Genomic DNA, 24,799 nt, shown 5'->3' on the forward strand with positions numbered 1-24,799 from the left:
GGCCCAGTCTGGAAGAACACGATCGGACACTGGCGAAGACGGAAAGCGAAGCGCCGGAGCGTTGCGACGAATCTCAGGGTATAGGGAGATTTTCTGAACTTCATCGTAGGAGGGCGACGCAGGCAAGACCGTGCGCTAGCGTACATACTCCGTGTTTTAGGGACGTTTCAGCAAAGAAATCAGCGTGTTGAATGGCAGAAAAATGCCGGTGGGAAATGAACGGGAAAAAAGGCGCGACGCGCACCGTGCCGATGATGGCACGGTGCAATATTTCATGAAAGAAAGTTCAAGCAGTTCAGGCCGCAATCGCCAGCGGATGGCGCGTCGCCTCCGCCATTGCCATGCCGCCGTTGAGTTGCCATGCCGCGCCGTGACCGACGCGGCGCAGGCAGGCGGCGGCCCGTGCGCTGCGGTTGCCGCTGCGGCAGAAAAACACCAGCGGGCGCTGCGGCTGCTGCAGCCAGGCCGCCACCTGCCCCGCCAAGCGGCTCAGCGGTACGCTGCGCACTTCGCAGCCCTCGAACACGGTGCCGGCGCACGCCGCGTGTTCATACGCTTCGCGCACGTCGATCAGGATGGCGTCGGGATGCTGGCGCAGGAAGGCGGGCAAGGCGGCCGCGTCGAGCTGCAGTTCGGCGGCCGGCACGCTACCGTTCTGCACCGTGCGCACGGTGCCGCAGATGCTGCCGTCGTCGCCGGACGCGCACAGCACGGTGTCCTGCGTCAGCAGCGCCGCGTCCAGCAAGGGGGTCAGCGCCTCGGGCGCCAGGGAGCCGATGAAGGCGAAGCGCTGCTCCAGCAGGTACACATGGGTTTCGCCGCACTCGATGCGGCGCAGCCGCTGCCGGCCCAGCGCCAGCTCGCCATCGATATCGACGCGGCCCACCTGCTCGATAGCGAGTTCCTGCAGCAGCGCCAGACGCGCGGCGCCATGGTCCGCTGGCGCCGTCGTATGCACGATAGCGCGCAAGGCCAGGTGCTGGCAGCGGATGAAAGCGGCCAGACGCGGCACGAGCGCGGCGGCGGGATCGATGACGACGCAACTGGCGCTGGCGGCGTCGCTGAGCAGCCAGGTGCACTGGCCGTCGACGCTCAGCTGGATTATGCCGTCCTGCGGCGATGGCGCCAGCGCCGACGGCAGCAGACAGCTGCTGCGCAGCGCTTCGCCGCAGCGCTCGATGCGCGCGCAGGCGGAAGCGACCGTCGCCGCATCGATCAGGGGACCGAACGACAGCCGGATGGCGGAACTGGCGCGCCATTGCGGCACGTGCATCGCTTCCAGCACATAACTGGGCAGCGCCTTGGCGGCGGAACAGGCGCTGCCAGAGCTGACGCGCACGCGCGCCGCGTCGAACAGGTCCAGCAGCTCTTTCGAGGACAGGCCCGGCACTGAAAAATTGAGCGTCGTCGGCAAGGACAGATCGAACGGCATATTGAACACGATGCCAGGGAAAGCGTGTTCCAGGCTGGCCACCAGCTGCTCGCGGAACGCGGCCAGGTCGGCGTGGCTGCGGAAGGTCTTGCCATCGTCCAGCGCGGCGAGCACGGCGCCCAGCGCGGCGATACCGGCCATGTTTTCCGTGCCAGAACGCAGGCCCGCTTCCTGGCCGCCGCCCATCATCAAGGGCGTAAACGGGGCACCGGCGCGCACATACAGCATGCCGATGCCCTTGGGCGCATACAGCTTGTGGCCGGAAAACGGCGCGTAGTCGATGCGCGTGGCGGCCAGGTTCAGTTTCAGCTTGCCCAGCGCCTGCACGCAATCGACCATCCAGTAGGCGTCGGCACCGCGTTCCTGCAGCAGCTGGGCGATGGCGGACAAATCGCTGACGACACCGGTTTCATTATTCGCCGCCATCGTGCACAGCATGGCCGCCTCGCCGATCAGCGCATCGAGCGCCTGCAGGTCGTGGCGCCCCTGCGCATCGACGGGCAGCTTGCGCACTTCCAGCTTCAGGCCCAGTAAACGGTTCCAGTGCGCCAGGCTCTCCGGCACGGCTTTGTGCTCGGTCGCGCCATACAGCAGCAGGCTGCCGATGCGCTTGCCCGCGTCGCGCCGTTCGCGCAGCGCACACAGGGCCGACAGCACGGCCGTCTGGATGCCCTCGGTGGCGCCGCTGTTGAACATCAATCGGCCGTCGCCCACGCCCAGCAAGCCGCTGGCACGCTGGCGCACGCCATCCATCATGGCCTTGGCCTGCAAACCCGTCGCATGTGTGCTGCTGGGGTTGCCATAGCCCTGCTCCATCGCTTGCCGGGCGGCGGCAACGGCGGCGGGCAGCACGCAAGTGGTGGCATTGCTGTCGAGGTAGATGTCTTTCATGATGGCAGTCCGAATATTCTATAAAAAGGGCGCAGTTAAAAAGGCGCAGCGCAGGCGGCTGGGCCATCTCGATAGTCTACCGGCCGGCCCCCGTGAAGATATGCCAAAAGACACTGCAACTACGCTACTATGCAGCATGTTCATGCCATAAAAACCGGAATATTAAAATGAATTCACCAAACGCCTCGCTCGACAAATTCGACTGCGCCATCCTCGCCGCCCTGCAGCAGGACGGCACCCTGTCGATCGCCGCCCTCAGCGAAAAGATCGGCCTGTCCAGCACGCCGTGCTGGAAGCGGGTCAAGCGCCTCGAGGAAGACGGCTATATCGAGAGCCGCGTGGCCATCGTCAACCGGCAAAAAGTGGGTTTGCCCGTGACCGTCTTCGTCAGCGTGCGCACGGGACAGCACGATGAAAAATGGCTGCGCCGCTTCGCCGCCGCCGTCATCGTCTTGCCCGAGGTACAGGAATTTCACCGCATGAGCGGCGACATCGACTACCTGCTGAAAGTCGTCACCACCGACATCAAGGGCTACGACACGTTTTATAAAAAACTCATCAAGGCAGCACAACTGACGGGCGTGTCGTCCGCCTTTTCCATGGAACAAATCAAGTACAGCACGGAATTGCCGCTGGAATTGATCGCCCACGGCTTGCCTGCCTGAGGCGTTTTCCGGCCATGCGGGGCAGATGGGGAAAGTACGTTGCCGCAACGCAACATAAGTAAACGAAAAGCAGCATTCGTGCGGCGGGACGCGCAGCGCGGCCGGTATACTGTCCGCTCGCCTGCCCGCTTTCTGTCTATTGTGCAGGCCATCCTCCAAGGTCTTCCATGTCTCTGCTCCGCCGCCTCTCCATCCAGAAAAAACTCCTGTTCAGCATGGGCTTGTGCCTGCTGCTCTTCATGGCGATCTCGTCTTTCCTCAGCGTGCGCATGAGCAGCGATTACGTGCGCGAGCGCGTCGTCAGCCAGGAATTGCCGGCGCAGGTGGGCGAGATCCGCAACGACGTGCTGCGCCAGATCAGCCAACCCCTGTCGGTGGTGCAAACCATGGCCAACGATGTCTATCTGCAAGACTGGGAAGACGCCGGCTTGCCCGACAGCGGCATCGCCACCTTCCAGCGCTACGCCACCGTGGTCAAGGACAAGAACAAGGCCGCCTCGATCAACTGGGCTTCCGCCAGCACGGGCAAATACTTCACCACGGAAGGCTTGCTGCGCACCCTGGACAAGAACCAGGCCGCCGACCAGTGGTTTTATGGCTTGCTGGCCGGCGACAAGGCCTACACGCTCGATATCGACAAGGCGGACAATTCCAGCGACCTGATGCTCTATCTGAATGCGCGCGGCCAGACGGCGGGCGGAAAGCAGATCGCGGCCGGCCTGGGCTTGTCCATCAATGCGCTGGCCGACACCATCCGCAGCTACAAGATCGGCCAGACGGGCCATGTCTACCTGGCGCGCGCCAATGGCGTGCTGCTGGTGCACCGCGACACGGCCCTGTCCGACGGCAAGCACCTGCTCAAGGATTTGCCCGGATTTCGCGATAGCCTGAGCAAGAGCCTGCTGACCGGCAACAAATACGCGTACGCCGTCTACGACGCGCCTGCGGGACGCCGGTTCGTCGCCGCTTCCTTCGTGCCGGAACTCAATCTATATGTGATGGCCGAAGTGCCGGAAGCGGAAGCGCTGGGCAATGTCACGCGCTCGGCCCTGATCGCCGCCCTGATTGCCGGCCTGGTCGGTGGCGGTATCGCCCTGTGCATCATTTATGTCATCAGCCGCGCCATCGCCGCGCCCGTCGCGCGGGCAGCGGACATGCTCAGTGAAATCGCCAGCGGGAATGGCGACTTGAGCCGCCGCATGCCCGTGGAATCGGAAGACGAGGTCGGCGCGCTGGCCGCTGCCTTCAACCGCTTCGTCGCGTCGCTGAACGTGACGATACGCGAAGTTCGCGACAGTACCGGGGCCATTGCCAGTGCATCGAGCCAGATCGCGTCGGGCAACCTGGACCTGTCTGCCCGCACGGAAGCCCAGGCATCGAGCCTGGAAGAAACAGCGGCGGCCATGGAAGAGCTGACGTCGACGGTGAAACAGAATGCGGACAACGCGCGCCAGGCGAATCAGCTGGTGGTGTCGGCCTCGGGCCACGCCGTCAAGGGCGGCGAAGTGGTCGGCCAAGTCGTGCAGACGATGGGCGCGATTACGGAAAGTTCGCGCAAGATCGCGGATATTATCGGCGTGATCGACGGCATTGCCTTTCAAACCAATATCCTCGCCCTGAACGCTGCCGTCGAGGCGGCCCGCGCGGGCGAACAGGGCCGCGGCTTTGCCGTGGTGGCAACCGAAGTGCGCAACCTGGCGCAACGCTCAGCGGCAGCAGCCCGGGAAATCAAGGACTTGATCGTCGACTCGGGCAGCAAGGTGGAAGCGGGCAGCAAGCTGGTCGACTCGGCCGGCACCACCATGCAGGACATCGTCGTCTCCGTCCAGAGGGTGGCCGACCTGATGGGAGAGATCGCGTCGGCCAGCCAGGAACAAAGCCAGGGCATCGCGCAAGTCAATGCCACGGTCACGCAGATGGATGATGCGACCCAGCAAAATGCAGCGCTGGTGGAAGAAGCGGCGGCGGCGGCCCAATCCCTGCAGGACCAGGCGGGACGCCTGGCGCAGGTGGTCAGCGTTTTCAAGCTGGAAGAAACGGGGCATGCAGCGCAGCAGCAGCAGCAGCAGCAGCAGCCTCGGCAGCCAGCGCACAAGCCCATGCTGCCCACGCCAGCGCGCCCGAAAGCGCCGGCCAGCGATGCGTGGGAAGAGTTTTAAGGAAGTTTGAAAAACGCTTAAATCGCCGGCGCTTTCACGCTGGCGGCTTGTTTAAAGAAATCATAGATGCCGCTCTCGCTCATGCGGCGGGCATTCGCCAGTTCGCCGCCCTTGGTGGCGTACAGCACCTGGTTGTTGTCGCTCGAGACCAGCACGGCGGCGGGGATGCCTTTCTTGAGCGGATTGCCATAGGCTTGCGCCACGTCCAGGTTATGGTCGAAGTTACCCACGTCGACCTTGACGACCTTGAACTGCTGTTGCATCAGCTCGGCGTTCTTGCCTTCCTTCAAGGCCTTGTCGAGCGCGCGGCAATCTTCGCACCAGTTGGCGCCAAAGATCAGCAAGACAGGCACGTGCGCCGCCTTGGCTTCGGCCAGCGCGCGGGTCACGTCGGCCTTGGCGTCGGCCGCCGCGTTGTACGGCAGATGCGGCGTGGCGACCGGGTTGGCCGGTGTGGGGGCGGCGGCAATGGCGGTACCGGCAAGCAGCAGGCTGGCAAAGAATGGGGCGACGAAACGGGAAAGGCGCATGCGGGGCTCCTGAGAGAAATCGTGAAGCCAGCTGAACAGCTGCCAGCGGGCGTGATTATCTAGAATATGCCTGCTTGTAAGAAATATCCACCATTTAATTGCACTGTGCTTATGCGGAAAACATATAAGCACGTATCAGAGCACCACCCAGGAGAAGCCGCTTGAGCATGCCAGATACATTACCCCCAACGCTGTCCGGCGCCGCGCGCATGTTGCGCGACGCCTATCCCGGCGGCATGCCCGATACGGCATATTTCGCCGTGCTGGCCCTGCTGTATGAACACTTTTCCGACCGCAACCTGACCGAGCTGATGGCCGCCGTCACGGGCAAAGATGCGGCGACGATCCTCAATGACATCTATGCCTGCGCCAGCAGCGAGCCGGCGCCGTCCGCCATCGCGGCCGCCAGGAAACTGCTGGCACGGCACGGCTTGCAGGCCGTCTGCGCCGACGATTAGTACCCGCAGGCAGCGAAATGGAACGCATGGGATAATATCGGGCTCACACTGAGCAACGCGGCCCGAACGCGCCCTCCCCATGACGACTTCTTTCCTGGCACGCTGGCTGCCGCAACCGAACAACGGCAGCCGCCGCGAACAATTGCGCGCTTGCGCGGGCGCCATCTGCGGCTTGCTGCTGACGGGCCTGATCTGCCATTTCCTGCTGGCCCCGGACAGCGCCAGCGTCTACCTGATCGCGCCCATGGGCGCCTCGGCGGTGCTGCTGTTCTGCCTGCCGGCCAGCCCGCTGGCGCAACCGTGGTCCGTGGTGGGCGGCAACGTCGTCTCCGGCCTGGTCGGCATGGCCTGCGTCAAATGGCTGGGATCCAGCGTGGGCGTGGCGGCGCTGGCCGCCTGCCTGGCCATCGGCGCCATGTTTGCCCTGCGCTGTTTGCATCCGCCGGGCGGGGCCGTCGCGCTCACCACCGTCGTCGGCGGCGCCAGCGTGCATGCGGCCGGCTTTGAATTCGTCTTCATCACGGTGCTGTTCAATTCCGCCGTGCTGGTCGCGTGCGCCGTGCTGTACAACAACCTGACGGGACGCCGCTACCCGCACGTCCAGCAACTGGTCACGCCGCATCCGCACGATACAAAGGATGACGTGCCCAGCAACCGCCTGGGGTTTTCACCGGATGACCTCGATGCCGTCTTGCGCCAGCACAGTGAAGTGCTCGACATCAGCCGCGACGATTTGCAGGCAATCTTCCTGCAAACGGAAATGCGCGCCTACCAGCGCCGCTTCGGCGTCGTCACCTGCGCCGATATCATGTCGAAGGATGTGCTCAGCGTGGAATTCGGCACGCCGCTCGATGTTGCATGGCGCACCATGCGCGAGCACGATATAGGCGCCCTGCCCGTTGTCAACCGGGCGCGCCGCGTCATCGGCATCATCACGCAGACGGATTTCCTGCGCCATGGCGGCCTCGACGATTACCAGGGCATGCGCCAGCGCCTGCGCGGCTTGCTGCAGCGCAGCGGCCTGTCCCACAGCGACAAGCCGGAAGCGGTGGGACAGCTGATGACGCCGTCGCCGCACACGGCCCGCCTCGGCACGCCCATCATCGACCTCGTGCCCCTGATGGCCGACGCTGGCTACCACCATATCCCCATCCTCGACGAGGAAGAACGCCTGGCCGGCATCATCAGCCAGTCCGACCTGATGGCCGCCCTGTACGAAAGCCGCTTTGCCGAGGCCGCCGCATGACGCCATTCCGGGCACTGCTGAGCGGCCCCGACGGCGGCCCGGCGGGCACGCCCGTTAGTGCGCATTTTTTCGGCACGCAACTGACCATCGATGCGCCCGGCCATGATGTCGACGTGGCGCAGCTGGTCGTCAGCGTGGGCGGTGTCGACGGACCGGAACTGTTCCTGAACTGGCTCGACGAACAAGGACGGCAAGCCTCGCTCAAGCCGCTGACAGCGGACGACATCGCCATCGTGTTAAAAGAAGCGCCGGCCGCGCTGCAGCCGCAACTGCAGCACCTGTGGAGCGAGCGCCAGCGCAACCGGCGGCAAGTGTCGGGCTGGCTGGCCGGCTTGACGGGCGCGGCCGTCGTCGCTGCAGCCCTGCTGTGGTGGCAAGGCGGCCATGCCGTCGGCGCGCTGGCGGGATGGATTCCCCTGTCGACGGAAAAGCAGCTGGGCGAACTGGCCCTGGCGCAAGTGCGCGCGCAGGGCGGCATCGTCGAGAACGGCGTGGCGCAGCAGACGGTGCAGGACATCGGCCGCACGCTGACGGCCGGTTCGCGCTACCAGTACCGCTGGCTGGTCAAGCAGGATGACACGGTCAACGCGTTTGCCATGCCCGGCGGCATCATCGTCGTGCATACGGGCTTGCTGCGCCAGGCGGGGGACCCGGGCGAACTGGCCGGCGTGCTCGCGCATGAAGTGCAGCACGTGGAACAGCGCCATTCGTTGCGGCAGATGATCAGCAGCCTGGGCTGGGGCGCCCTGGTGGGCCTGACCATCGGCGACATCAGCGCCGTGGCCGCCATGCTGGCACACCAGGCCGGCACCCTGTATTTCAGCCGCGACATGGAGGAAGAAGCGGACCGGCTCGGTTTGCTGGCCTTGCAGCGCGCGCAGATCCGTCCCGACGGCATGCTGCGTTTTTTCCAGAGGCTCGATGGCAAGGACCAGGCCAAGGTGCCGGACTGGATTTCCTCGCACCCGCAAACGGCGGCGCGCGCGCAGCAGATCGAAAGCCTGATCGCCGCCATGCCCTGCCCTGCCTGCCGTCCCTTGACCAGCAGCCACTGGCCAGCCATGAAAGCGGCCCTGCCGCCTACGGCAAAATAGCAACATTCCTTTCCGCACAATTTATCCAAACGCACTGGGCAATGGCGTATGCTTACGCCCCGGCTGTTCCTTCTTGAACGGCCACCCCCGACCTCGCTACGCCTCCGTTCATTCCCTCCTTACAAAGGATCTCGCGCATGAAGCATCGTTTTGCCGCCGGCACCCTCGGCACCCTGGCCATCTCCCTGTTGTTCGCCTACGCGCCCATGGCGCAAGCGGCCCAGCCCGCGGCCAAAGCGGCCGTCGCGCCGGCCGTCAGCGCGCCAAAAGCCAAGCAGCAGCTGCAAGTGCTGGCCGACCAGTACTACGATGCGTTGGCCCGTTTCGAGCCGATCAATGCCACCGAGAGCGGCGACAACCGTTTTGACGACCAGCTTGGTTCAGCCATCGTGCCCGCCGCGCGCGCAAAGCAGTTCGCCCTGTACCGCCAGTACCAGAAGACCCTGCGCGGTATTGCCCGCGCGCAGCTGTCGCACCAGGACCAGATCAACTACGATATCCTCGACTATGAACTGGCCACGGCACTGAGCTTCGAGCGCTTCCCCGAATATCTGCTGCCTTTGAACCAGATGGACAGCATGCCCGTCACCCTGGCCAATTATGCGGGCGGCGAGGCATCGCAACCTTTGACCACGGTCAAGGAGTATGACGCTTACCTGAGCCGTATCGGCCAGTTGCCGGGCTGGATAGACCAGGCCATCGCCAACATGAAAGTCGGCATGCAAAAGGGCATCGTGCTGCCGAAGGCGCTGACGGAATCGGCCCTGCCGCAATTCAAGAAGCTCGTCAGCGCCACGCCGCAGGACAGCGTGTATTACACGCCCATCAAGAACTTGCCGGCCAGCTTTTCCGCCGCCGACAGGGAACGCCTGACGCAAACCTACACCGTCATCATCAAGGCCAAGCTGATGCCTGCGCTGCAGCGCCTGGCCACCTTCATGGAACGCGATTACCTGCCGGCCGGCCGCACGAGCAGCGGCTGGAGCGCCCTGCCCGATGGCGCGGCCTGGTACCAGGCGCGCGTGGCCAGCAGCACCACGACGGATTTGAAACCGGAGCAGATCCACGCCATCGGCTTGAAGGAAGTGGCGCGCATCCAGGAACAATACGCGATCGTCGGTCCGAAGATGGGCTACAACGGCCCGGCCGCCGGCTTGCCCGTGTGGGTATCGGAACAGGCGAAATACCGCCCGTTCAAGACGGAGCAGGAAGTGCTCGACGTCTACCGCAAGCTGAACGTGCTGCTGGACAGCAAATTGCCCGCCCTGTTCACCCTGGTGCCTAAGGCACCGCTGGACTTGCGCCTGGAACCTGAACTGAGCCGCGATACGGCCGCCGATCACTACACGGCCCCGGCCGCCGACGGTTCGCGCCCGGGCGTGTTCTGGTCCGTCGTCACGGATCCGAAACTGTATGGCGACACGGGCATGACCACCCTGTTCCTGCACGAAGGCAAACCGGGCCACCATTTCCACCTGGCGCTGGTGCAAGAGATGGACTTGCCGAACTTCCGCCGCTTCGGCGGCAACAATGCCTTCACGGAAGGCTGGGCCCTGTATGCGGAAACCCTGGGCAAGGAAATGGGCCTGTTCGACGATCCTGCCCAGTACTTCGGCCATTTGAACGACGAGATGCTGCGCGCCGTGCGCCTGGTGGTCGACACGGGCTTGCACACCAAGGACTGGACGCGCGAGCAGACGATCAAGTACATGCGCGACACCCTCGGCTATGACGCGGTGGCGAGGAGCGAAACGGAACGCTACATGGCCTGGCCTGGCCAGGCGCTGGGCTACAAGATCGGTTCGCTGAAAATCGTCGAACTGCGCCAGCGTGCCCAGCAGGCGTTGGGTGACAAGTTCAGCCTGCCGAAGTTCCACGAAGTGGTGCTCGGCGACGGCACCCTGCCCCTGAAACTGCTGGAAGCCAAGGTCGACCGGTGGATCGCGCAGCAGAAGTAAAACACAGCGCCTGAAGGTAAAACGGCAACGCCTCGATGGCGCTGCCGTTTTTTTTCGCCGGTGGCGTTTTCAGCTACACCAGCAAAGCCGCACTCATCGAGCGTACTTCCTCGTCCGATTCGGCCAGGATGCTTTGCAGGGTCTCGTTGTCGATGATGAAATCGATGACGGAATCGGAGGGCGTGAGCATTTCCACGTACGTCACCTGCAAGGGCGAGGGCACGGGCGACAGTTGCTTGGCCAACAACAAGGTGTCGAGCAGGGAGTCGGGCGGAATGGACAGCAAGCCATCGCGCAAGCCTTCGATGGCTTCGCTCACGGCCCGCGGAATCAGCAGCTTCTTCATGACTTCGCGGGAAATAATTTCTTCGGCGGACTCCATCCAGTGATCGGCATCGTCGTCGAGCAGGCCGGGAAATTCATCGGCACGCGACAACAGGTAAAAACCGCCCACCTCATGCACGATGCCGGCGAACAGCGCCGTATCGGCATCGACGTTCGTCACGCGGCGGGCCAGCACGTGCGCCAGCGCCGCCACGTGGGCAGTGTGCTCCCACAGCTGGGTCGCCTTCTGGCGCAGCACGGGGTCGATGATCTTGCTGCCGAACTGGCGCACCACCATGGCCGCCACCAGCGCGTACAGATTGCGGTAGCCCATGCGCATGACGGCGGCGCGCACGCTGGTCACGGGCGCCGCATCGCCGCGGCTGTACACGGCCGAATTGGCCAGCGCGACCGTGCGCGCCGCCAGCAAGGGCTCGGCCAGTACCAGCTTGATCGCATGGTCGATATGGCAGTCCGGTTCAGCCAGGGCCAATTGCAATTGCAGTGCTGAATTAACGCTCGTGGGAAACGTTAATTCTCCGCGCACCGCTTGGGAAACAATTAAACCGAAAGCCTGTAGTTTATTCATCATACGATCAATCCGCCTCAGATATTATTCTGGCCAACAATTTCATGTACCTGAAATTGAATGCCAGGCCCGGCCTTTAGAATACAGATGGCATGTCATTCACTTGTAATGAAGAATCCGGTAATGCCAGCGCCTGCAATAGCGATTCATCGCCGATGACAAACAACTTCGGCTGCTGTAATACCTGCAGCAGAAATGGCTGGCCTTCACGCAGCCGCCGGCGATAATCCGCCAGCGTATATAGGTTGGGATTGATTTTACGCCGTAAGGTTCGCTCGGCCGGGGCCAATCCCGTCAACAGATCGCCATAATTGGCTTCTTCGCCCACCAGCAGCAAATCGATGGCGCTGCCGGGCAGGTCCTGCCCCTTCGCCGCGGCGCCCGACACAAATGCCAGGTGCAGCTGGGCACGCAAGGGCGCCAGGGTCATGCTGAGCACACCGACGATGCCGAAGGTTTTTTGCACCAGTCCGCTCAACTCCGGATACACGAGACTTTCCTTGTTAGGCCAGAAGCGCCGCACGTTGCCGATCCGCTCCGATATGATCAGGCCGGACTCATGCAGACGGCGCAGCTCCCGCTGTGCCGACGCGCTCCCCATGCCCGTCAAGCGCATGATCTCGTTCAAGTGAAAGCCTTCATTCACGCGGACAAAGAGCAAACCCAGCAGTTTTTGCTGGGCGGGAGTAAACAGGGCTTGGGCAATCATGCGCCAAATCTTAGCATGAATGAACTGAAAACTGGCGTGGCGCAGGCAACGGGGCGTGACGCCACAACAACGCCGTGATGCGTCATCACCAGCAGTTGGGCGAGCCCATGGGCAGCAAAGCGGGATGACGCAACAGCAGTAGCCAAGAGCCGTCAACGGCAAGCAGCCATTCTTGTAAGCGCTCACTTCAAATTCGTCGGCGCCACGTCTACCATCGTGCCTCGCACCTGCACGAGTCTGGCGTCAACCGCGTTACACGGTTTTAGTCCATCAATTCAAACATGCTCGACGTAATTTAGCTCGGCCGCATTAAGCTATCAGCGTATCAGAATGCATGCCTGCATAAGAATCTTGTTCGTCATCTTGGCCGGTAATAAAGAGCATGACTTTTAATGCGTGCGTTGACCTTCCATTTTACGCTTGCCATTTATATAGGCTGCGAAATACAAATGAATGGGTGCGAACAAGCGACAACCGAAAATCGTGTTCCTCAGTGAGCGATATAAATGATGTGCTGCCGTGGCGATATGCATGCCAATCGAATAGACAAATGGAATGGGCTGCCATCATTTACCGCCTGCCACGCTATCTTTTCGCGCATGGCAATGCGGACAGGCATAAAAAACGGCACCCGAAGGTGCCGTTCTTGTCAGCTAGCAGCGGTCAGCTAGCAACGCAGATTACGCTTCGTCGCCGTGGTGTTACTGGGTCTCGATTTTCTAGCAGATCTTCGGTGGCGGCACCGGCCAGCGTGGTTTTATCGGCCAGCAGCAGCGCTTGACGCTCTTCCACTTCCCACGCTTCTTTCTCTTTGCGTGCATCGTGGAAGGCTGTGCAACGGGCATAAAAAAACGGCACCCGAAGGTGCCGTTCTTGTCAGCTAGCAGCGCAGATTACACTTCGTCGCCGTGGTGTTGCTGGGTCTCGATTTTCTAGCAGATCTTCGGTGGCTGCACCGGCCAGCGTGGTTTTATCGGCCAGCAGCAGCGCTTGACGCTCTTCCACTTCCCACGCTTCTTTCTCTTTGCGTGCATCGTGGAAGGCTGTGCAACGGGCATAAAAAAACGGCACCCGAAGGTGCCGTTCTTGTCAGCTAGCAGCGCAGATTACGCTTCGTCGCCGTGGTGTTGCTGGGTCTCGATTTTCTAGCAGATCTTCGGTGGCTGCACCGGCCAGCGTGGTTTTATCGGCCAGCAGCAGCGCTTGACGCTCTTCCACTTCCCACGCTTCTTTCTCTTTGCGTGCATCGTGGAAGGCCGCGCAACGGGCATAAAAAACGGCACCCGAAGGTGCCGTTCTTGTCAGCTAGCAGCGCAGATTACGCTTCGTCGCCGTGGTGTTGCTGGGTCTCGATTTTCTAGCAGATCTTCGGTGGCTGCACCGGCCAGCGTGGTTTTATCGGCCAGCAGCAGCGCTTGACGCTCTTCCACTTCCCACGCTTCTTTCTCTTTGCATGCATCGTGGAAGGCCTCGCAACGGGCATAAAAAAACGGCACCCGAAGGTGCCGTTCTTGTCAGCTAGCAGCGCAGATTACGCTTCGTCGCCGTGGTGTTGCTGGGTCTCGATGTCCTGCAGCGCTTCGGCAGCTTCGCCAGCCATCGAGGCTTTCTCGGCCAGCAGCAGTGCTTGACGCTCTTCCACTTCCCACGCTTCTTTCTCTTTGCGTGCGCGGTGGAAGGCCAGGCCCGTACCGCCAGGAATCAGACGGCCGACGATGACGTTCTCTTTCAGGCCGCGCAGACCATCGCGCTTGCCCATGATCGCCGCTTCGGTCAGCACGCGGGTGGTTTCCTGGAACGATGCGGCCGAGATGAACGAATCGGTCGACAGCGATGCCTTGGTAATACCCAACAAGACGTTTTCGTAGGTCGCTGGAATCTTGTTCTCAACGGCCATGCGATCGTTCTCGTCCAGCAGTTCCGAACGCTCTACCTGCTCGCCAACGATGTAGTTGGTGTCGCCGGCATTGACGATCTGTACGCGGCGCAGCATCTGACGCACGATCACTTCGATGTGCTTGTCATTGATCTTCACGCCTTGCAGACGGTACACGTCCTGCACTTCGTCAACGATGTAACGTGCCAGCGCTTCGATACCCAGCAGACGCAGGATGTCTTGCGGATCGGCCGGGCCGTCCACGATCATCTCGCCCTTGTTCACGACTTGGCCGTCATGCACCAGCACTTGTTTGTCCTTGGTGATCAAGAACTCATGCTTGTTGCCGTCCATGTCCGTGATTTCCAGACGCTGCTTGCCCTTGGTTTCTTTACCGAACGCAACCGTACCCGTGACTTCCGCCAGCATACCGGCATCTTTCGGCGAGCGCGCTTCGAACAGTTCCGCAACGCGTGGCAGACCACCGGTAATATCGCGCGTTTTTTGCGATTCGGTAGGAATACGTGCCAGCACTTCACCCACCGATACCTGTTGACCGTCCTTGACCATGATCAGCGCGCCGACCTGGAAGCCGATCGCCACCGAGTGTTCGGTGCCGGCGATCTTGACTTCTTCGTTCGCATCGTTGATCAGCTTGACTTGCGGACGCAGGGTCTTGGTCAGCGAACCGCGACGTTTCGCATCGATCGCCACCAGGGTGGACAGACCGGTCACTTCGTCGACCTGACGGGCGACGGTGACGCCTTCTTCGACGTTCTCGAAACGCACTTGACCGGCGTATTCGGTAATGATCGGACGGGTCAGCGGATCCCACGTTGCCAGGGCCGTACCGGCCTTGATGACCATGCCGTCCTTGACGATCAGGGTCGCACCGTACGGTACTTTATGACGCTCACGCTCACGGCCATGGTCGTCGGTGATCAGCACTTCGCCGGAACGGGAAATGACGATTTGCGCGCCCTTGCCGTTCGTCACGTAACGCATGGTTGCCGTGAAGCGGATGGTACCGTTCGACTTGGCTTCCACCGACGATGCCACTGCCGCACGCGATGCCGCACCACCAATGTGGAACGTACGCATGGTCAGCTGGGTACCAGGTTCACCAATCGACTGCGCTGCCACCACACCGACGGCTTCGCCGGCGTTGACCAGCATGCCGCGGCCCAGGTCGCGGCCATAGCACTTGGCGCACAGGCCGAAGCGCGTGTCGCAAGTCAGTGGCGTGCGGACCTTGACTTCATCGATGGACAGACGCTCGATCTCTTCGACCATGTCTTCGTCCATCAGGGTGCCGGCTTCGTACAGCGTTTCCTGGGTTTCAGGATTGACGACGTCATGCACCACCACGCGGCCGAGGATACGGTCACGCAACGGCTCGATGACTTCACCACCTTCGACCAGTGCCTTCATGACGGCGCCGTTCATGGTGCCGCAATCGTCCTCGATCACCACCAAGTCTTGCGTCACGTCCACCAGACGACGCGTCAGGTAACCGGAGTTCGCCGTTTTCAGCGCCGTATCGGCCAGACCTTTACGTGCACCGTGGGTCGAAATGAAGTACTGCAAAACGTTCAGACCTTCGCGGAAGTTCGCGGTAATCGGCGTTTCGATAATCGAGCCATCCGGTTTGGCCATCAGACCACGCATACCGGCCAACTGGCGAATCTGGGCTGCGGAACCGCGCGCGCCGGAGTCGGCCATCATGTAAATGGCGTTGAACGATTCTTGCGTCGACTTGGTGCCGTCGCGGCGGATCACGTCTTCGACTTTGAGCTGGTCCATCATGGCCTTGCCGACTTCATCCGAGGTCTTGCCCCAGATATCGACGACCTTGTTGTAACGCTCGCCGGCGGTCACGAGACCCGAGGCGTATTGCTGTTCGATCTGCTTGACTTCCGATTCGGCCGTCGCGATCAAAGTGACTTTTTGCGGCGGTACCAGCATGTCGTCGACGCAGATCGAGATACCGGCGCGTGTCGCCAGGCGGAAACCCGATTGCATCAGTTTGTCTGCGAACACCACGGTGGCGCGCAGGCCGCACTTGCGGAACGACGTGTTGATCAGCTTGGAAATTTCTTTCTTTTTCAGCGCGCGGTTCAGGACGGAGAACGGCAGGCCTTTCGGCAGAATTTCCGACAGGATCGCACGGCCGATCGTCGTTTCGTAGCGGGTAACCGTTTTCTCGAATTCGCCCGTTTCGGCGTTTTTCGGGTATTCGGTAATACGCACGGTGACGCGGGTCGTCAGTTCGACTTCCTTGTTGTCGTAGGCGCGGATCACTTCCGACACGTCAGGGAACATCATCCCTTCGTTCTTCGCATTGATCGCTTCGCGGGTCGCGTAGTACAGACCCAGCACGATATCCTGCGACGGCACGATCGATGGTTCGCCGTTCGATGGGAACAGGATGTTGTTCGATGCCAGCATCAGGGTGCGTGCTTCCATCTGCGCTTCGATCGACAGAGGAACGTGGACCGCCATTTGGTCACCGTCAAAGTCGGCGTTGAATGCGGCGCAGACGAGCGGGTGCAGCTGGATGGCCTTGCCTTCAATCAGGACTGGCTCGAACGCCTGGATACCCAGACGGTGCAAGGTCGGTGCGCGGTTCAACATGATCGGATGTTCGCGGATCACGTCTTCCAGGATGTCCCATACGACCGGTTCCTGGATCTCGACCAGCTTTTTCGCTGCCTTGATCGTGGTCGCCAGACCCATCAGTTCCAGTTTATTGAAAATGAATGGCTTGAACAGTTCCAGCGCCATCAGTTTCGGCAAGCCGCACTGATGCAGTTTCAATTGCGGGCCCACGACGATGACCGAACGACCGGAGTAATCGACGCGTTTGCCCAGCAAGTTTTGACGGAAACGGCCGCCCTTGCCCTTGATCATCTCGGCCAAGGACTTCAACGGACGCTTGTTGGCGCCGGTCATCGCTTTGCCGCGACGGCCGTTGTCCAGCAGCGAATCGACCGCTTCTTGCAGCATGCGCTTTTCGTTGCGCGTGATGATCTCTGGAGCGCGCAGCTCCATCAGGCGTTTCAGGCGGTTGTTACGGTTGATGACGCGGCGATACAGATCGTTCAGATCCGAGGTCGCGAAACGGCCACCGTCCAGCGGTACCAGCGGACGCAATTCCGGCGGCAGCACTGGCAGCACTTCCATGATCATCCAGTCAGGCTTGATGCCCGAACGTTGGAACGCTTCCAGCACTTTCAGGCGCTTCGCGTATTTCTTGATCTTGGCTTCGGATTTCGATTCCTTCAGTTCCACGCGCAGGGTTTCGGCATCGCGGTGGATGTCGATCGAGCGCAGCAGTTCACGGATACCTTCGGCGCCCATGAAGGCGGTGAAGTCGTCGCCGTACTCTTCGTACTTGGCGGCGTAGTCGTCTTCCGACATGATCTGGCACTTCTTCAGCGGGGTCATGCCTGGATCGGTCACGACGTATGCTTCAAAGTACAGCACGCGTTCGATGTCCCGCAGGGTCATGTCCAGGACCATGCCCAGACGCGACGGCAGCGACTTCAGGAACCAGATGTGCGCGGTCGGCGAAGCCAGCTCGATGTGGCCCATGCGCTCGCGGCGCACTTTGGCCAAGGTGACTTCGACGCCGCACTTTTCGCAGATCACGCCGCGGTGTTTCAGGCGCTTGTACTTGCCGCACAGGCATTCGTAATCCTTGATCGGGCCAAAGATCTTGGCGCAGAACAGGCCGTCGCGCTCAGGCTTGAAGGTACGGTAGTTGATGGTTTCCGGCTTCTTGACTTCGCCGTAGGACCACGAACGGATTTTCTCAGGCGAAGCGAGACCGATCTTGATTGCATCGAAGGTCTCGTTGGTCTGTACTTGCTTGAATAGATCGAGCAGTGCTTTCATGTATCACTCCAGAGGTGATTAAATTTCTATATTCCTGAGACTACATTGCCCGGCGTGGTTTCCCAGCCGGGCTTTGTGTTTCCCAAACCAAATGACAGGGTGCTGTCGTTTAGTTGCGTTCGAGGTCGATATCGATACCCAGCGAACGGATTTCCTTGACCAGCACGTTGAACGATTCCGGCATGCCGGCGTCGATCACGTGGTCGCCCTTGACGAGGTTCTCGTACACTTTGGTACGGCCATTCACGTCATCGGACTTGACCGTCAACATCTCTTGCAAGACATACGACGCGCCATACGCTTCCAGTGCCCAGACTTCCATCTCACCGAAACGCTGACCACCGAACTGGGCTTTACCACCCAGCGGCTGTTGCGTGACCAGCGAGTAAGGACCGGTCGAACGCGCATGCATCTTGTCATCGACCAAGTGATGCAGTTTCAGCATGTGCATGACGCCGACAGTGACCTTGCGCTCGAACGCTTCACCGGTGCGACCGTCATACATGGTCACCTGGTTTTTCGAAGCGGTCATGCCCAGGTTCTTGGCGATGTCGTCCGGATACGCCAGGTCCAGCATGCGGCGGATCTCTTCTTCATTGGCGCCGTCGAACACTGGCGTGGCGAATGGAACACCTTTTTTCAGGTTTTCCGCCAGCTTCATGATCTCTTCATCGTCGAAGTCGTTCAGATCTTCCGCGCGGCCGTTGTCGTTGTAGATCGTCGTCAGGTACTTGCGCACTTGCTCGACCTTGGTTTGCGCCTTCAGCATTTCGCCGATGCGGATACCCAGACCCTTGGCAGCCCAGCCCAAGTGCGTCTCGAGAATCTGACCAACGTTCATCCGCGAAGGAACGCCCAGCGGGTTCAGCACAACGTCGGCTGGCGTGCCGTCGGCCATGTATGGCATGTCTTCCACAGGAACAATACGGGAAACCACACCCTTGTTACCGTGGCGACCTGCCATCTTGTCGCCCGACTGCAGGCGGCGTTTCACGGCCAGGTAGACCTTGACCATTTTTTGCACGCCTGGTTGCAGCTCATCGCCTTGCGTCAGTTTCTTGCGCTTCTCTTCGAAGGCCAGATCGAACTGGTGACGCTTCTCGTTGATCGACTCCTTGATCGCTTCCAGCGCTACCGCGGCATCGTCGTCCGCAGGGCGGATGTCGAACCAGTGGTATTTGTCCAGATCGGCCAGGTATTCCTTGGTGATCTTGGCGCCTTTGGCCAGCTTTTTCGGGCCGCCGTTGACAACTTTGCCGATCAGCATTTTTTCCAGACGCTGGAAGGCATCGCCTTCAACGATACGCATCTGGTCGTTCAAGTCCAGACGGAAGCGTTTCAGTTCGTCATCGATAATTTGCTGGGCACGCTTGTCGCGCACAATGCCTTCACGGGTGAAGACTTGCACGTCGATCACGGTACCGATCATGCCCGAAGGCACGCGCAGCGACGTATCTTTTACGTCCGAGGCTTTTTCGCCGAAGATCGCGCGCAGCAGCTTCTCTTCCGGAGTCAGCTGGGTTTCGCCTTTTGGCGTCACTTTACCAACCAGGGTGTCGCCCGCTTGGACTTCTGCGCCGATGTAGACGATACCGGACTCATCCAGACGTGCCAGCTGATTTTCAGCCAGGTTCGAGATGTCGCGCGTAATTTCTTCCGCGCCCAGTTTCGTGTCACGGGCCACCACCGACAACTCTTCGATGTGAATCGAGGTGTAGCGGTCGTCCTTGACGACGTTTTCCGAGATCAGGATCGAATCTTCGAAGTTCAGACCATTCCATGGCATGAAGGCCACGGTCATGTTCTGGCCCAGCGCCAATTCACCCAGGTCGGTCGATGCGCCGTCGGCGATCACGTCGCGCTTGGCAACACGGTCGCCCACTTGCACGATAGGACGCTGGTTGATGTTGGTGTTCTGGTTCGAACGGGTGTACTTGATCAGGTTGTAGATGTCGACGCCCACTTCACCAGCTTGCGCTTCGTCATCATTGACGCGAATCACGACACGGCCCGCATCGATGTAATCGACGATACCGCCACGCAGCGCTTGCACGGTGGTGCCCGAGTCGACCGCAACGGTGCGTTCGATACCGGTACCGACCAGCGCTTTTTCCGGACGCAAGCAAGGCACGGCCTGGCGTTGCATGTTGGCGCCCATCAATGCACGGTTTGCATCATCGTGTTCGAGGAACGGAATCAGCGAGGCAGCGACGGAAACGATCTGGCCTGGCGCCACGTCCATGTACTGGATGCGCTCCGGGGAGACCAGGATGGTTTCGCCGGCTTCACGGGCCGAGACCAGTTCATCGGACAACATGCCGGCGTCGTTGATGGTCGCATTCGCCTGAGCGATGATGTAGCGGCCTTCTTCGATGGCGGACAGGTAGTCGATCTGATCGGTAATCTTGGAGCCTTCGACCTTGCGGTACGGGGTTTCCAGGAAGCCGTATTCATTCAGGCGGGCGTACAGAGCCAGCGAGTTGATCAGACCAATGTTCGGACCTTCCGGTGTCTCGATCGGGCAGACGCGGCCGTAGTGGGTCGGATGCACGTCGCGCACTTCAAAGCCGGCGCGTTCGCGTGTCAGACCGCCGGGTCCCAGAGCCGATACGCGGCGCTTGTGGGTAATTTCCGACAGAGGATTGGTTTGGTCCATAAACTGCGACAGCTGGGACGAACCGAAGAACTCGCGAATCGCAGCCGAAATCGGCTTCGAGTTGATCAGGTCGTGCGGCATCAGGTTGTCCGCTTCGGCTTGGCCGAGGCGTTCCTTGACGGCGCGCTCAACACGCACCAGGCCGGCGCGGAATTGATTCTCGGCCAGTTCGCCCACGCAACGTACGCGACGGTTACCCAGGTGATCGATATCGTCGACTTCGCCGCGGCCATTGCGCAGTTCCACCAGGATCTTGATCACGGCCAGCACGTCTTCGTTCGACAGGGTCATGGCGCCGGTCAGTTCATCGCGGCCAATGCGGCGGTTGAACTTCATGCGGCCCACGGCCGACAGGTCGTAGCGGTCCGAGTTGTAGAACAGGCCATTGAACAGCGCTTCAACGGAGTCTTCCGTTGGCGGTTCGCCTGGACGCATCATGCGGTAGATCGCCACTTTCGCAGCCATCTGGTCGGCGGTGTCGTCGATACGCAGGGTTTGCGAGATGTAGGCGCCCTGGTCCAGGTCGTTCGTGTACAAGGTCTGGATTTCGGAAATGTTGGCGTCGCGCAGGCGGCCCAACAGATCTTCGGTCAGCTCATCGTTCGCGGAAGCGACGACTTCACCGGTGTCGCCATCGACGATGTTCTTCGCCAATACGCGGCCCAGCAGGTAGTCTTCCGGTACGGAAATGTGCTTGATGCCGGCAGCTTCGATATCACGCACGTGTTTCGCGTTGATACGCTTGTCTTTCAGCACCAGGGTCTTGCCCGACTTGTCGACGATGTCGAAACGCGCCACTTCGCCGCGCAGACGCTCGGAGACGAATTCCATTTCCGCGCCTTCGGAGCGCAGGTTGAAATTGTCGAAGACGAAGAAGTTCGCCAGGATTTGCTCGTGCGACATGCCGATGGCTTTGAGCAGAATCGTCACTGGCATCTTGCGGCGGCGGTCGACGCGGAAGAACAGGATGTCTTTCGGGTCGAACTCGAAGTCCAGCCACGAACCGCGGTAAGGAATGATACGCGCGGAGAACAGCAGCTTACCGGACGAGTGAGTCTTGCCGCGGTCGTGCTCGAAGAACACGCCAGGCGAACGGTGCAGCTGGGAAACGATCACCCGCTCCGTGCCGTTGATCACGAACGAACCGGTGGTCGTCATGAGCGGCAATTCGCCCATGTAGACTTCCTGTTCCTTCATCTCTTTGACGACGGGCTTGGTTGGCGATTCCTTGTCCAGGATCACCAGGCGCACTTTCGCGCGCAGCGGCGACGCGAACGTCAGGCCACGTTGTTGACATTCTTTGACGTCAAAGGCAGGATCGCCCAGAACGTACGACAAGAATTCGAGTCGCGCAAAACCATTGTGCGACACGATAGGGAAAATCGAGGTGAAAGCCGACTGCAGGCCATCATTCTTGCGGCCGGACGGTGCTATGTCCTCTTGCAAGAAGCTATGATAAGACTCGAGCTGGGTCGCCAGCAGGAACGGAACGTGGTGAACGTTGGCGCGCTTCGCGAATGATTTGCGAATGCGTTTCTTCTCAGTAAATGAGTAGTGCATGGACACTCCGTGAGTGACAGAAAGGATAGAAAATTCAGGTTTTGCAAGTGTTCGTTTGCACCGCTGCGTGTGACACAGACGAAACCTCAAGGCTCTGCTTTCCGGCTTGAATCGAATAAAAACTGCTGCTACAACTACATGACAAATACGATGCAGACGACAAAGGAGCCAAAGTCGGATTTCCCCCCTTGCGAGGGGAAACCTCAGACTTTGACTCGGGCGCTAACTGCCGCCGGTACAGATATTACTTCATCGAAGCGGTTGCGCCGGCTTCAACCAGTTTCTTCACTGCAGCTTCAGCGTCAGCTTTCGACACTGCTTCTTTCACAGTTTTTGGTGCGCCATCGACCAGGTCTTTAGCTTCTTTCAAGCCCAGGCCGGTGATTTCGCGAACTGCTTTAATGACGCCAACTTTGTTTGCGCCGAAGGTGTCCAGTACAACGTTGAACTCGGTTTGCTCTTCAGCAGCTGCTGCTGGGCCTGCTGCAGGACCGGCCGAAGCCATCGCTGCTGCGGACACGCCGAATTTTTCTTCGAATGCTTTAACCAGGTCGTTCAGGTCCATTACGGACATGGCGCTAACTGCTTCCAGGATATCGTCTTTGCTAATTGCCATTTTGAAACTCCTAAATTTATTACGTTAGTTACATCAGATTGGTACTGAGAGAAAAAAGCGCGCGCAATTAAGCGGCTGCTGGGGCTTCTTCTGCTGCTGCTTCTGCAGGAGCTTCGGCGCCTTCGCCTTTTTTCGCTGCCAGGGCAGCCAGACCACGTGCAAAGCCCGAAACCGGAGCCAGCATAACGCCCAACAACTGCGAAATGAGGACTTCACGGCTAGGAATGCTCGCCAACGCGGTGACAGCAGCTGTATCCAGCGGCTTGCCTGCGTAGTTACCTGCTTTGATGACCAGTTTGTCGTTGGTTTTAGCGAAGTCAGCGATGACTTTAGCTGCTGCAACGGCATCGGCCGAGATCGAGTAGATCAACGGGCCGGTCATGGCATCTGCCAGGCTGGCGAATGCGGTACCTTCAACGGAGCGACGAGCCAGAGTGTTTTTCAACACACGCAGGTACACGCCTTGGGCACGCGCTTTAGCACGCAGTTGCGTCAAGTGACCAACCTGGATGCCACGATATTCGGCCACGACGATCGTTTGCGCATTTGCTACTTGTGCGGAAACTTCGGCGACGACGGCCTTTTTGTCATTCAGATTGAGACTCACGGTCAACCTCCTTAAATGATGTTCAGCGATCACAACCGAGTGGTTGAGCGCCTTGCATCGGTTCGAACACGGCGTCCGAAGTCAAGAAGTACTAAACTGAGCGGATGGATTCACGCAGCATGAGGACTACAAAACTTGTTCGGGTACACCATCTGCGTTGGGCACTTGCCGTTGCCGGCAAGCCTATTAACCTTCTGCATGTGCAATCGCAGTCGGCCCAACGGTCTTTGATTGTCTGCCTGCCTGATGCGGACACCAGGCAGACAGCCCAAAGATGCGCCCGCAGCGCCCGAAGGCGCTACAGGACTTGATTCTGTTACTTAAGCTGCCAGGCTAGCCTGGTCAACACGGACGCCAGCGCCCATGGTCGACGACAGCGAAACTTTGCGCAGGTACACGCCTTTGCTCGATGCTGGCTTGGCTTTGTTCAGTGCGTCGATCAGTGCGACCAGATTCGACTTCAGATCTGCGTCAGCGAACGATTTACGGCCGATGGTAGCGTGGATGATACCGGATTTGTCGGTACGGTACTGAACTTGACCGGCTTTCGCGTTTTTCACGGCGGTAGCGACGTCAGGAGTAACAGTGCCGACTTTCGGGTTAGGCATCATGCCGCGCGGGCCCAGGATCTGACCCAGGGTACCAACGATACGCATGGTATCTGGCGAAGCGATAACGATGTCGAAAGGCATGTCGCCGGCTTTGATCTGCTCGGCCAGGTCTTCCATACCAACGATGTCGGCGCCAGCTGCTTTGGCAGCTTCCGCTTTTTCGCCCGACGCGAAGACTGCCACGCGTACGGTTTTGCCGGTACCAGCTGGCAGCACGACGGAGCCGCGCACCACTTGGTCGGATTTCTTAGGATCAACACCCAGTTGTACCGATACGTCGATCGATTCATTGAACTTGGCCGTTGCGCACTCTTTGATCAGAGCGACAGCGTTGTCGAAAGCGTACACTTTGGTACGGTCGACTTTGGCTTTCAAAGCCTTGATACGTTTGGATAACTTAGCCATTATACAACACCTTCCACCGTGATACCAATCGAACGAGCGGAACCAGCGATGGTGCGTACAGCAGCATCCATGTCGGCAGCGGTCAGATCAGGGGTTTTCAATTTAGCGATTTCTTCAGCTTGTGCGCGGGTCAGCGTACCGACTTTGTCGGTATGTGGCTTCGGCGAACCTTTGGTGATCGCAGCAGCTTTTTTGATCAGGTAGGTTGCTGGAGGCGTCTTCATCACGAACGTGAAGGACTTGTCAGCGAACGCGGTGATCACGACTGGGATCGGCATGCCTGGTTCCATACCTTGGGTCTGCGCGTTGAACGCTTTGCAGAATTCCATGATGTTCAGACCGCGTTGACCCAGAGCTGGACCGATTGGTGGGGATGGGTTTGCTTTACCAGCTGGCACTTGCAGCTTGATAAAACCAATGATTTTCTTTGCCATGATGGCTCCTATCTTGGATTGAGTAGTAGCGCCCCGCCGATCCTACCCTGGCGGGGCTCCTCTGACCGGATTTTGCTGTTAC

Annotated in this window: 16 protein-coding genes; 6 read left to right on the forward strand and 10 right to left on the reverse strand. The window is 60.1% G+C overall.

The annotated features are described in order from the left end of the window. Positions 1 to 295: 295 nt before the first annotated feature. Positions 296 to 2,323 carry an aminotransferase class V-fold PLP-dependent enzyme gene (locus OX462_RS26375; RefSeq protein ID WP_409027385.1) on the reverse strand — a complete coding sequence of 676 codons (2,028 nt, stop codon included), beginning with the start codon at positions 2,321 to 2,323 and terminating at the stop codon, positions 296 to 298. Between the two features lie 167 nt (positions 2,324 to 2,490). On the opposite strand from OX462_RS26375, the gene OX462_RS26380 reads away from it, so the two are divergent. Together OX462_RS26380 and OX462_RS26385 are read left to right on the forward strand one after the other, a co-directional pair. Continuing rightward, positions 2,491 to 2,988 (forward strand): Lrp/AsnC family transcriptional regulator, encoded by a 498-nt coding sequence (locus OX462_RS26380; RefSeq protein ID WP_230506747.1) that lies wholly within the window; start codon positions 2,491 to 2,493, stop codon positions 2,986 to 2,988. 167 nt (positions 2,989 to 3,155) lie between these two features. Beyond that, positions 3,156 to 5,147 (forward strand): methyl-accepting chemotaxis protein, encoded by a 1,992-nt coding sequence (locus tag OX462_RS26385; RefSeq protein WP_409027386.1) that lies wholly within the window; start codon positions 3,156 to 3,158, stop codon positions 5,145 to 5,147. Positions 5,148 to 5,164: 17 nt separating this feature from the next. On the opposite strand, the gene OX462_RS26390 is transcribed toward OX462_RS26385, so the two are convergent. Next, positions 5,165 to 5,677 carry a thioredoxin family protein gene (locus OX462_RS26390; RefSeq protein ID WP_217494537.1) on the reverse strand — a complete coding sequence of 171 codons (513 nt, stop codon included), beginning with the start codon at positions 5,675 to 5,677 and terminating at the stop codon, positions 5,165 to 5,167. Between the two features lie 167 nt (positions 5,678 to 5,844). Between OX462_RS26390 and OX462_RS26395 the strand changes: the two genes are divergently transcribed. The 4 genes from OX462_RS26395 (at position 5,845) to OX462_RS26410 (ending at position 10,433) form a co-directional block, all read left to right on the forward strand. Then, on the forward strand, positions 5,845 to 6,135 hold the full coding sequence (locus tag OX462_RS26395) for a DUF3349 domain-containing protein (protein ID WP_070223452.1): 291 nt from the start codon (positions 5,845 to 5,847) through the stop codon (positions 6,133 to 6,135). Positions 6,136 to 6,214: 79 nt separating this feature from the next. Beyond that, on the forward strand, positions 6,215 to 7,381 hold the full coding sequence (locus tag OX462_RS26400) for an HPP family protein (RefSeq protein ID WP_070223406.1): 1,167 nt from the start codon (positions 6,215 to 6,217) through the stop codon (positions 7,379 to 7,381). Continuing rightward, positions 7,378 to 8,475, forward strand: a complete 1,098-nt coding sequence (locus OX462_RS26405; RefSeq protein ID WP_070223403.1) for a M48 family metallopeptidase — start codon at positions 7,378 to 7,380, stop codon at positions 8,473 to 8,475. Before OX462_RS26400 ends, OX462_RS26405 begins: the two co-directional genes overlap by 4 nt. Before the next feature lie 137 nt (positions 8,476 to 8,612). Then, entirely contained in the window at positions 8,613 to 10,433 is a 1,821-nt protein-coding gene (locus tag OX462_RS26410) for a DUF885 domain-containing protein (RefSeq protein WP_070223400.1), read from the forward strand. A gap of 73 nt (positions 10,434 to 10,506) precedes the next feature. Here the strand turns inward: OX462_RS26410 and OX462_RS26415 are convergent, their stop codons facing one another. The 8 genes from OX462_RS26415 to rplK form a co-directional block, all read right to left on the reverse strand. Next, on the reverse strand, positions 10,507 to 11,346 hold the full coding sequence (locus OX462_RS26415) for an HDOD domain-containing protein (protein ID WP_070223450.1): 840 nt from the start codon (positions 11,344 to 11,346) through the stop codon (positions 10,507 to 10,509). Positions 11,347 to 11,422: 76 nt separating this feature from the next. Next, positions 11,423 to 12,055 (reverse strand): ArsR family transcriptional regulator, encoded by a 633-nt coding sequence (locus tag OX462_RS26420; RefSeq protein ID WP_409027387.1) that lies wholly within the window; start codon positions 12,053 to 12,055, stop codon positions 11,423 to 11,425. 1,531 nt (positions 12,056 to 13,586) lie between these two features. Continuing rightward, positions 13,587 to 17,828, reverse strand: coding sequence for a DNA-directed RNA polymerase subunit beta' (rpoC, locus tag OX462_RS26425; RefSeq protein ID WP_034753138.1), 4,242 nt, complete (start codon positions 17,826 to 17,828; stop codon positions 13,587 to 13,589). Between the two features lie 109 nt (positions 17,829 to 17,937). Then, positions 17,938 to 22,044, reverse strand: a complete 4,107-nt coding sequence (gene rpoB, locus OX462_RS26430) for a DNA-directed RNA polymerase subunit beta (protein ID WP_070223392.1) — start codon at positions 22,042 to 22,044, stop codon at positions 17,938 to 17,940. Between the two features lie 244 nt (positions 22,045 to 22,288). Beyond that, positions 22,289 to 22,660, reverse strand: a complete 372-nt coding sequence (gene rplL, locus OX462_RS26435) for a 50S ribosomal protein L7/L12 (RefSeq protein WP_070223390.1) — start codon at positions 22,658 to 22,660, stop codon at positions 22,289 to 22,291. Positions 22,661 to 22,727: 67 nt separating this feature from the next. Then, positions 22,728 to 23,267 carry a 50S ribosomal protein L10 gene (gene rplJ, locus OX462_RS26440; protein WP_034753621.1) on the reverse strand — a complete coding sequence of 180 codons (540 nt, stop codon included), beginning with the start codon at positions 23,265 to 23,267 and terminating at the stop codon, positions 22,728 to 22,730. A 320-nt stretch (positions 23,268 to 23,587) separates the two neighbouring features. After that, positions 23,588 to 24,283: a 50S ribosomal protein L1 gene (gene rplA, locus OX462_RS26445; protein ID WP_034753134.1), complete on the reverse strand. Its 696-nt coding sequence runs from the start codon at positions 24,281 to 24,283 to the stop codon at positions 23,588 to 23,590. Next, positions 24,283 to 24,717 carry a 50S ribosomal protein L11 gene (gene rplK, locus OX462_RS26450; RefSeq protein WP_034783246.1) on the reverse strand — a complete coding sequence of 145 codons (435 nt, stop codon included), beginning with the start codon at positions 24,715 to 24,717 and terminating at the stop codon, positions 24,283 to 24,285. The genes rplA and rplK overlap by 1 nt, the downstream gene beginning before the upstream one ends. Positions 24,718 to 24,799: the final 82 nt, after the last annotated feature.

This window comes from Janthinobacterium aestuarii (assembly GCF_046113285.1).
GTDB lineage: Bacteria > Pseudomonadota > Gammaproteobacteria > Burkholderiales > Burkholderiaceae_D > Janthinobacterium.

Coding starts and splice junctions, on each gene's coding strand:
- OX462_RS26390 (WP_217494537.1), bottom strand. CDS start 5,677: ATGCGCCTTTCCCGTTTCGTCGCCCCATTCTTTGCCAGCCTGCTGCTT.
- OX462_RS26405 (WP_070223403.1), top strand. CDS start 7,378: ATGACGCCATTCCGGGCACTGCTGAGCGGCCCCGACGGCGGCCCGGCG.
- rplL (WP_070223390.1), bottom strand. CDS start 22,660: ATGGCAATTAGCAAAGACGATATCCTGGAAGCAGTTAGCGCCATGTCC.
- rplK (WP_034783246.1), bottom strand. CDS start 24,717: ATGGCAAAGAAAATCATTGGTTTTATCAAGCTGCAAGTGCCAGCTGGT.
- OX462_RS26385 (WP_409027386.1), top strand. CDS start 3,156: ATGTCTCTGCTCCGCCGCCTCTCCATCCAGAAAAAACTCCTGTTCAGC.
- OX462_RS26410 (WP_070223400.1), top strand. CDS start 8,613: ATGAAGCATCGTTTTGCCGCCGGCACCCTCGGCACCCTGGCCATCTCC.
- rplA (WP_034753134.1), bottom strand. CDS start 24,283: ATGGCTAAGTTATCCAAACGTATCAAGGCTTTGAAAGCCAAAGTCGAC.
- OX462_RS26415 (WP_070223450.1), bottom strand. CDS start 11,346: ATGAATAAACTACAGGCTTTCGGTTTAATTGTTTCCCAAGCGGTGCGC.
- rpoC (WP_034753138.1), bottom strand. CDS start 17,828: ATGAAAGCACTGCTCGATCTATTCAAGCAAGTACAGACCAACGAGACC.
- rpoB (WP_070223392.1), bottom strand. CDS start 22,044: ATGCACTACTCATTTACTGAGAAGAAACGCATTCGCAAATCATTCGCG.
- OX462_RS26395 (WP_070223452.1), top strand. CDS start 5,845: ATGCCAGATACATTACCCCCAACGCTGTCCGGCGCCGCGCGCATGTTG.
- OX462_RS26380 (WP_230506747.1), top strand. CDS start 2,491: ATGAATTCACCAAACGCCTCGCTCGACAAATTCGACTGCGCCATCCTC.
- OX462_RS26400 (WP_070223406.1), top strand. CDS start 6,215: ATGACGACTTCTTTCCTGGCACGCTGGCTGCCGCAACCGAACAACGGC.
- OX462_RS26375 (WP_409027385.1), bottom strand. CDS start 2,323: ATGAAAGACATCTACCTCGACAGCAATGCCACCACTTGCGTGCTGCCC.
- OX462_RS26420 (WP_409027387.1), bottom strand. CDS start 12,055: ATGATTGCCCAAGCCCTGTTTACTCCCGCCCAGCAAAAACTGCTGGGT.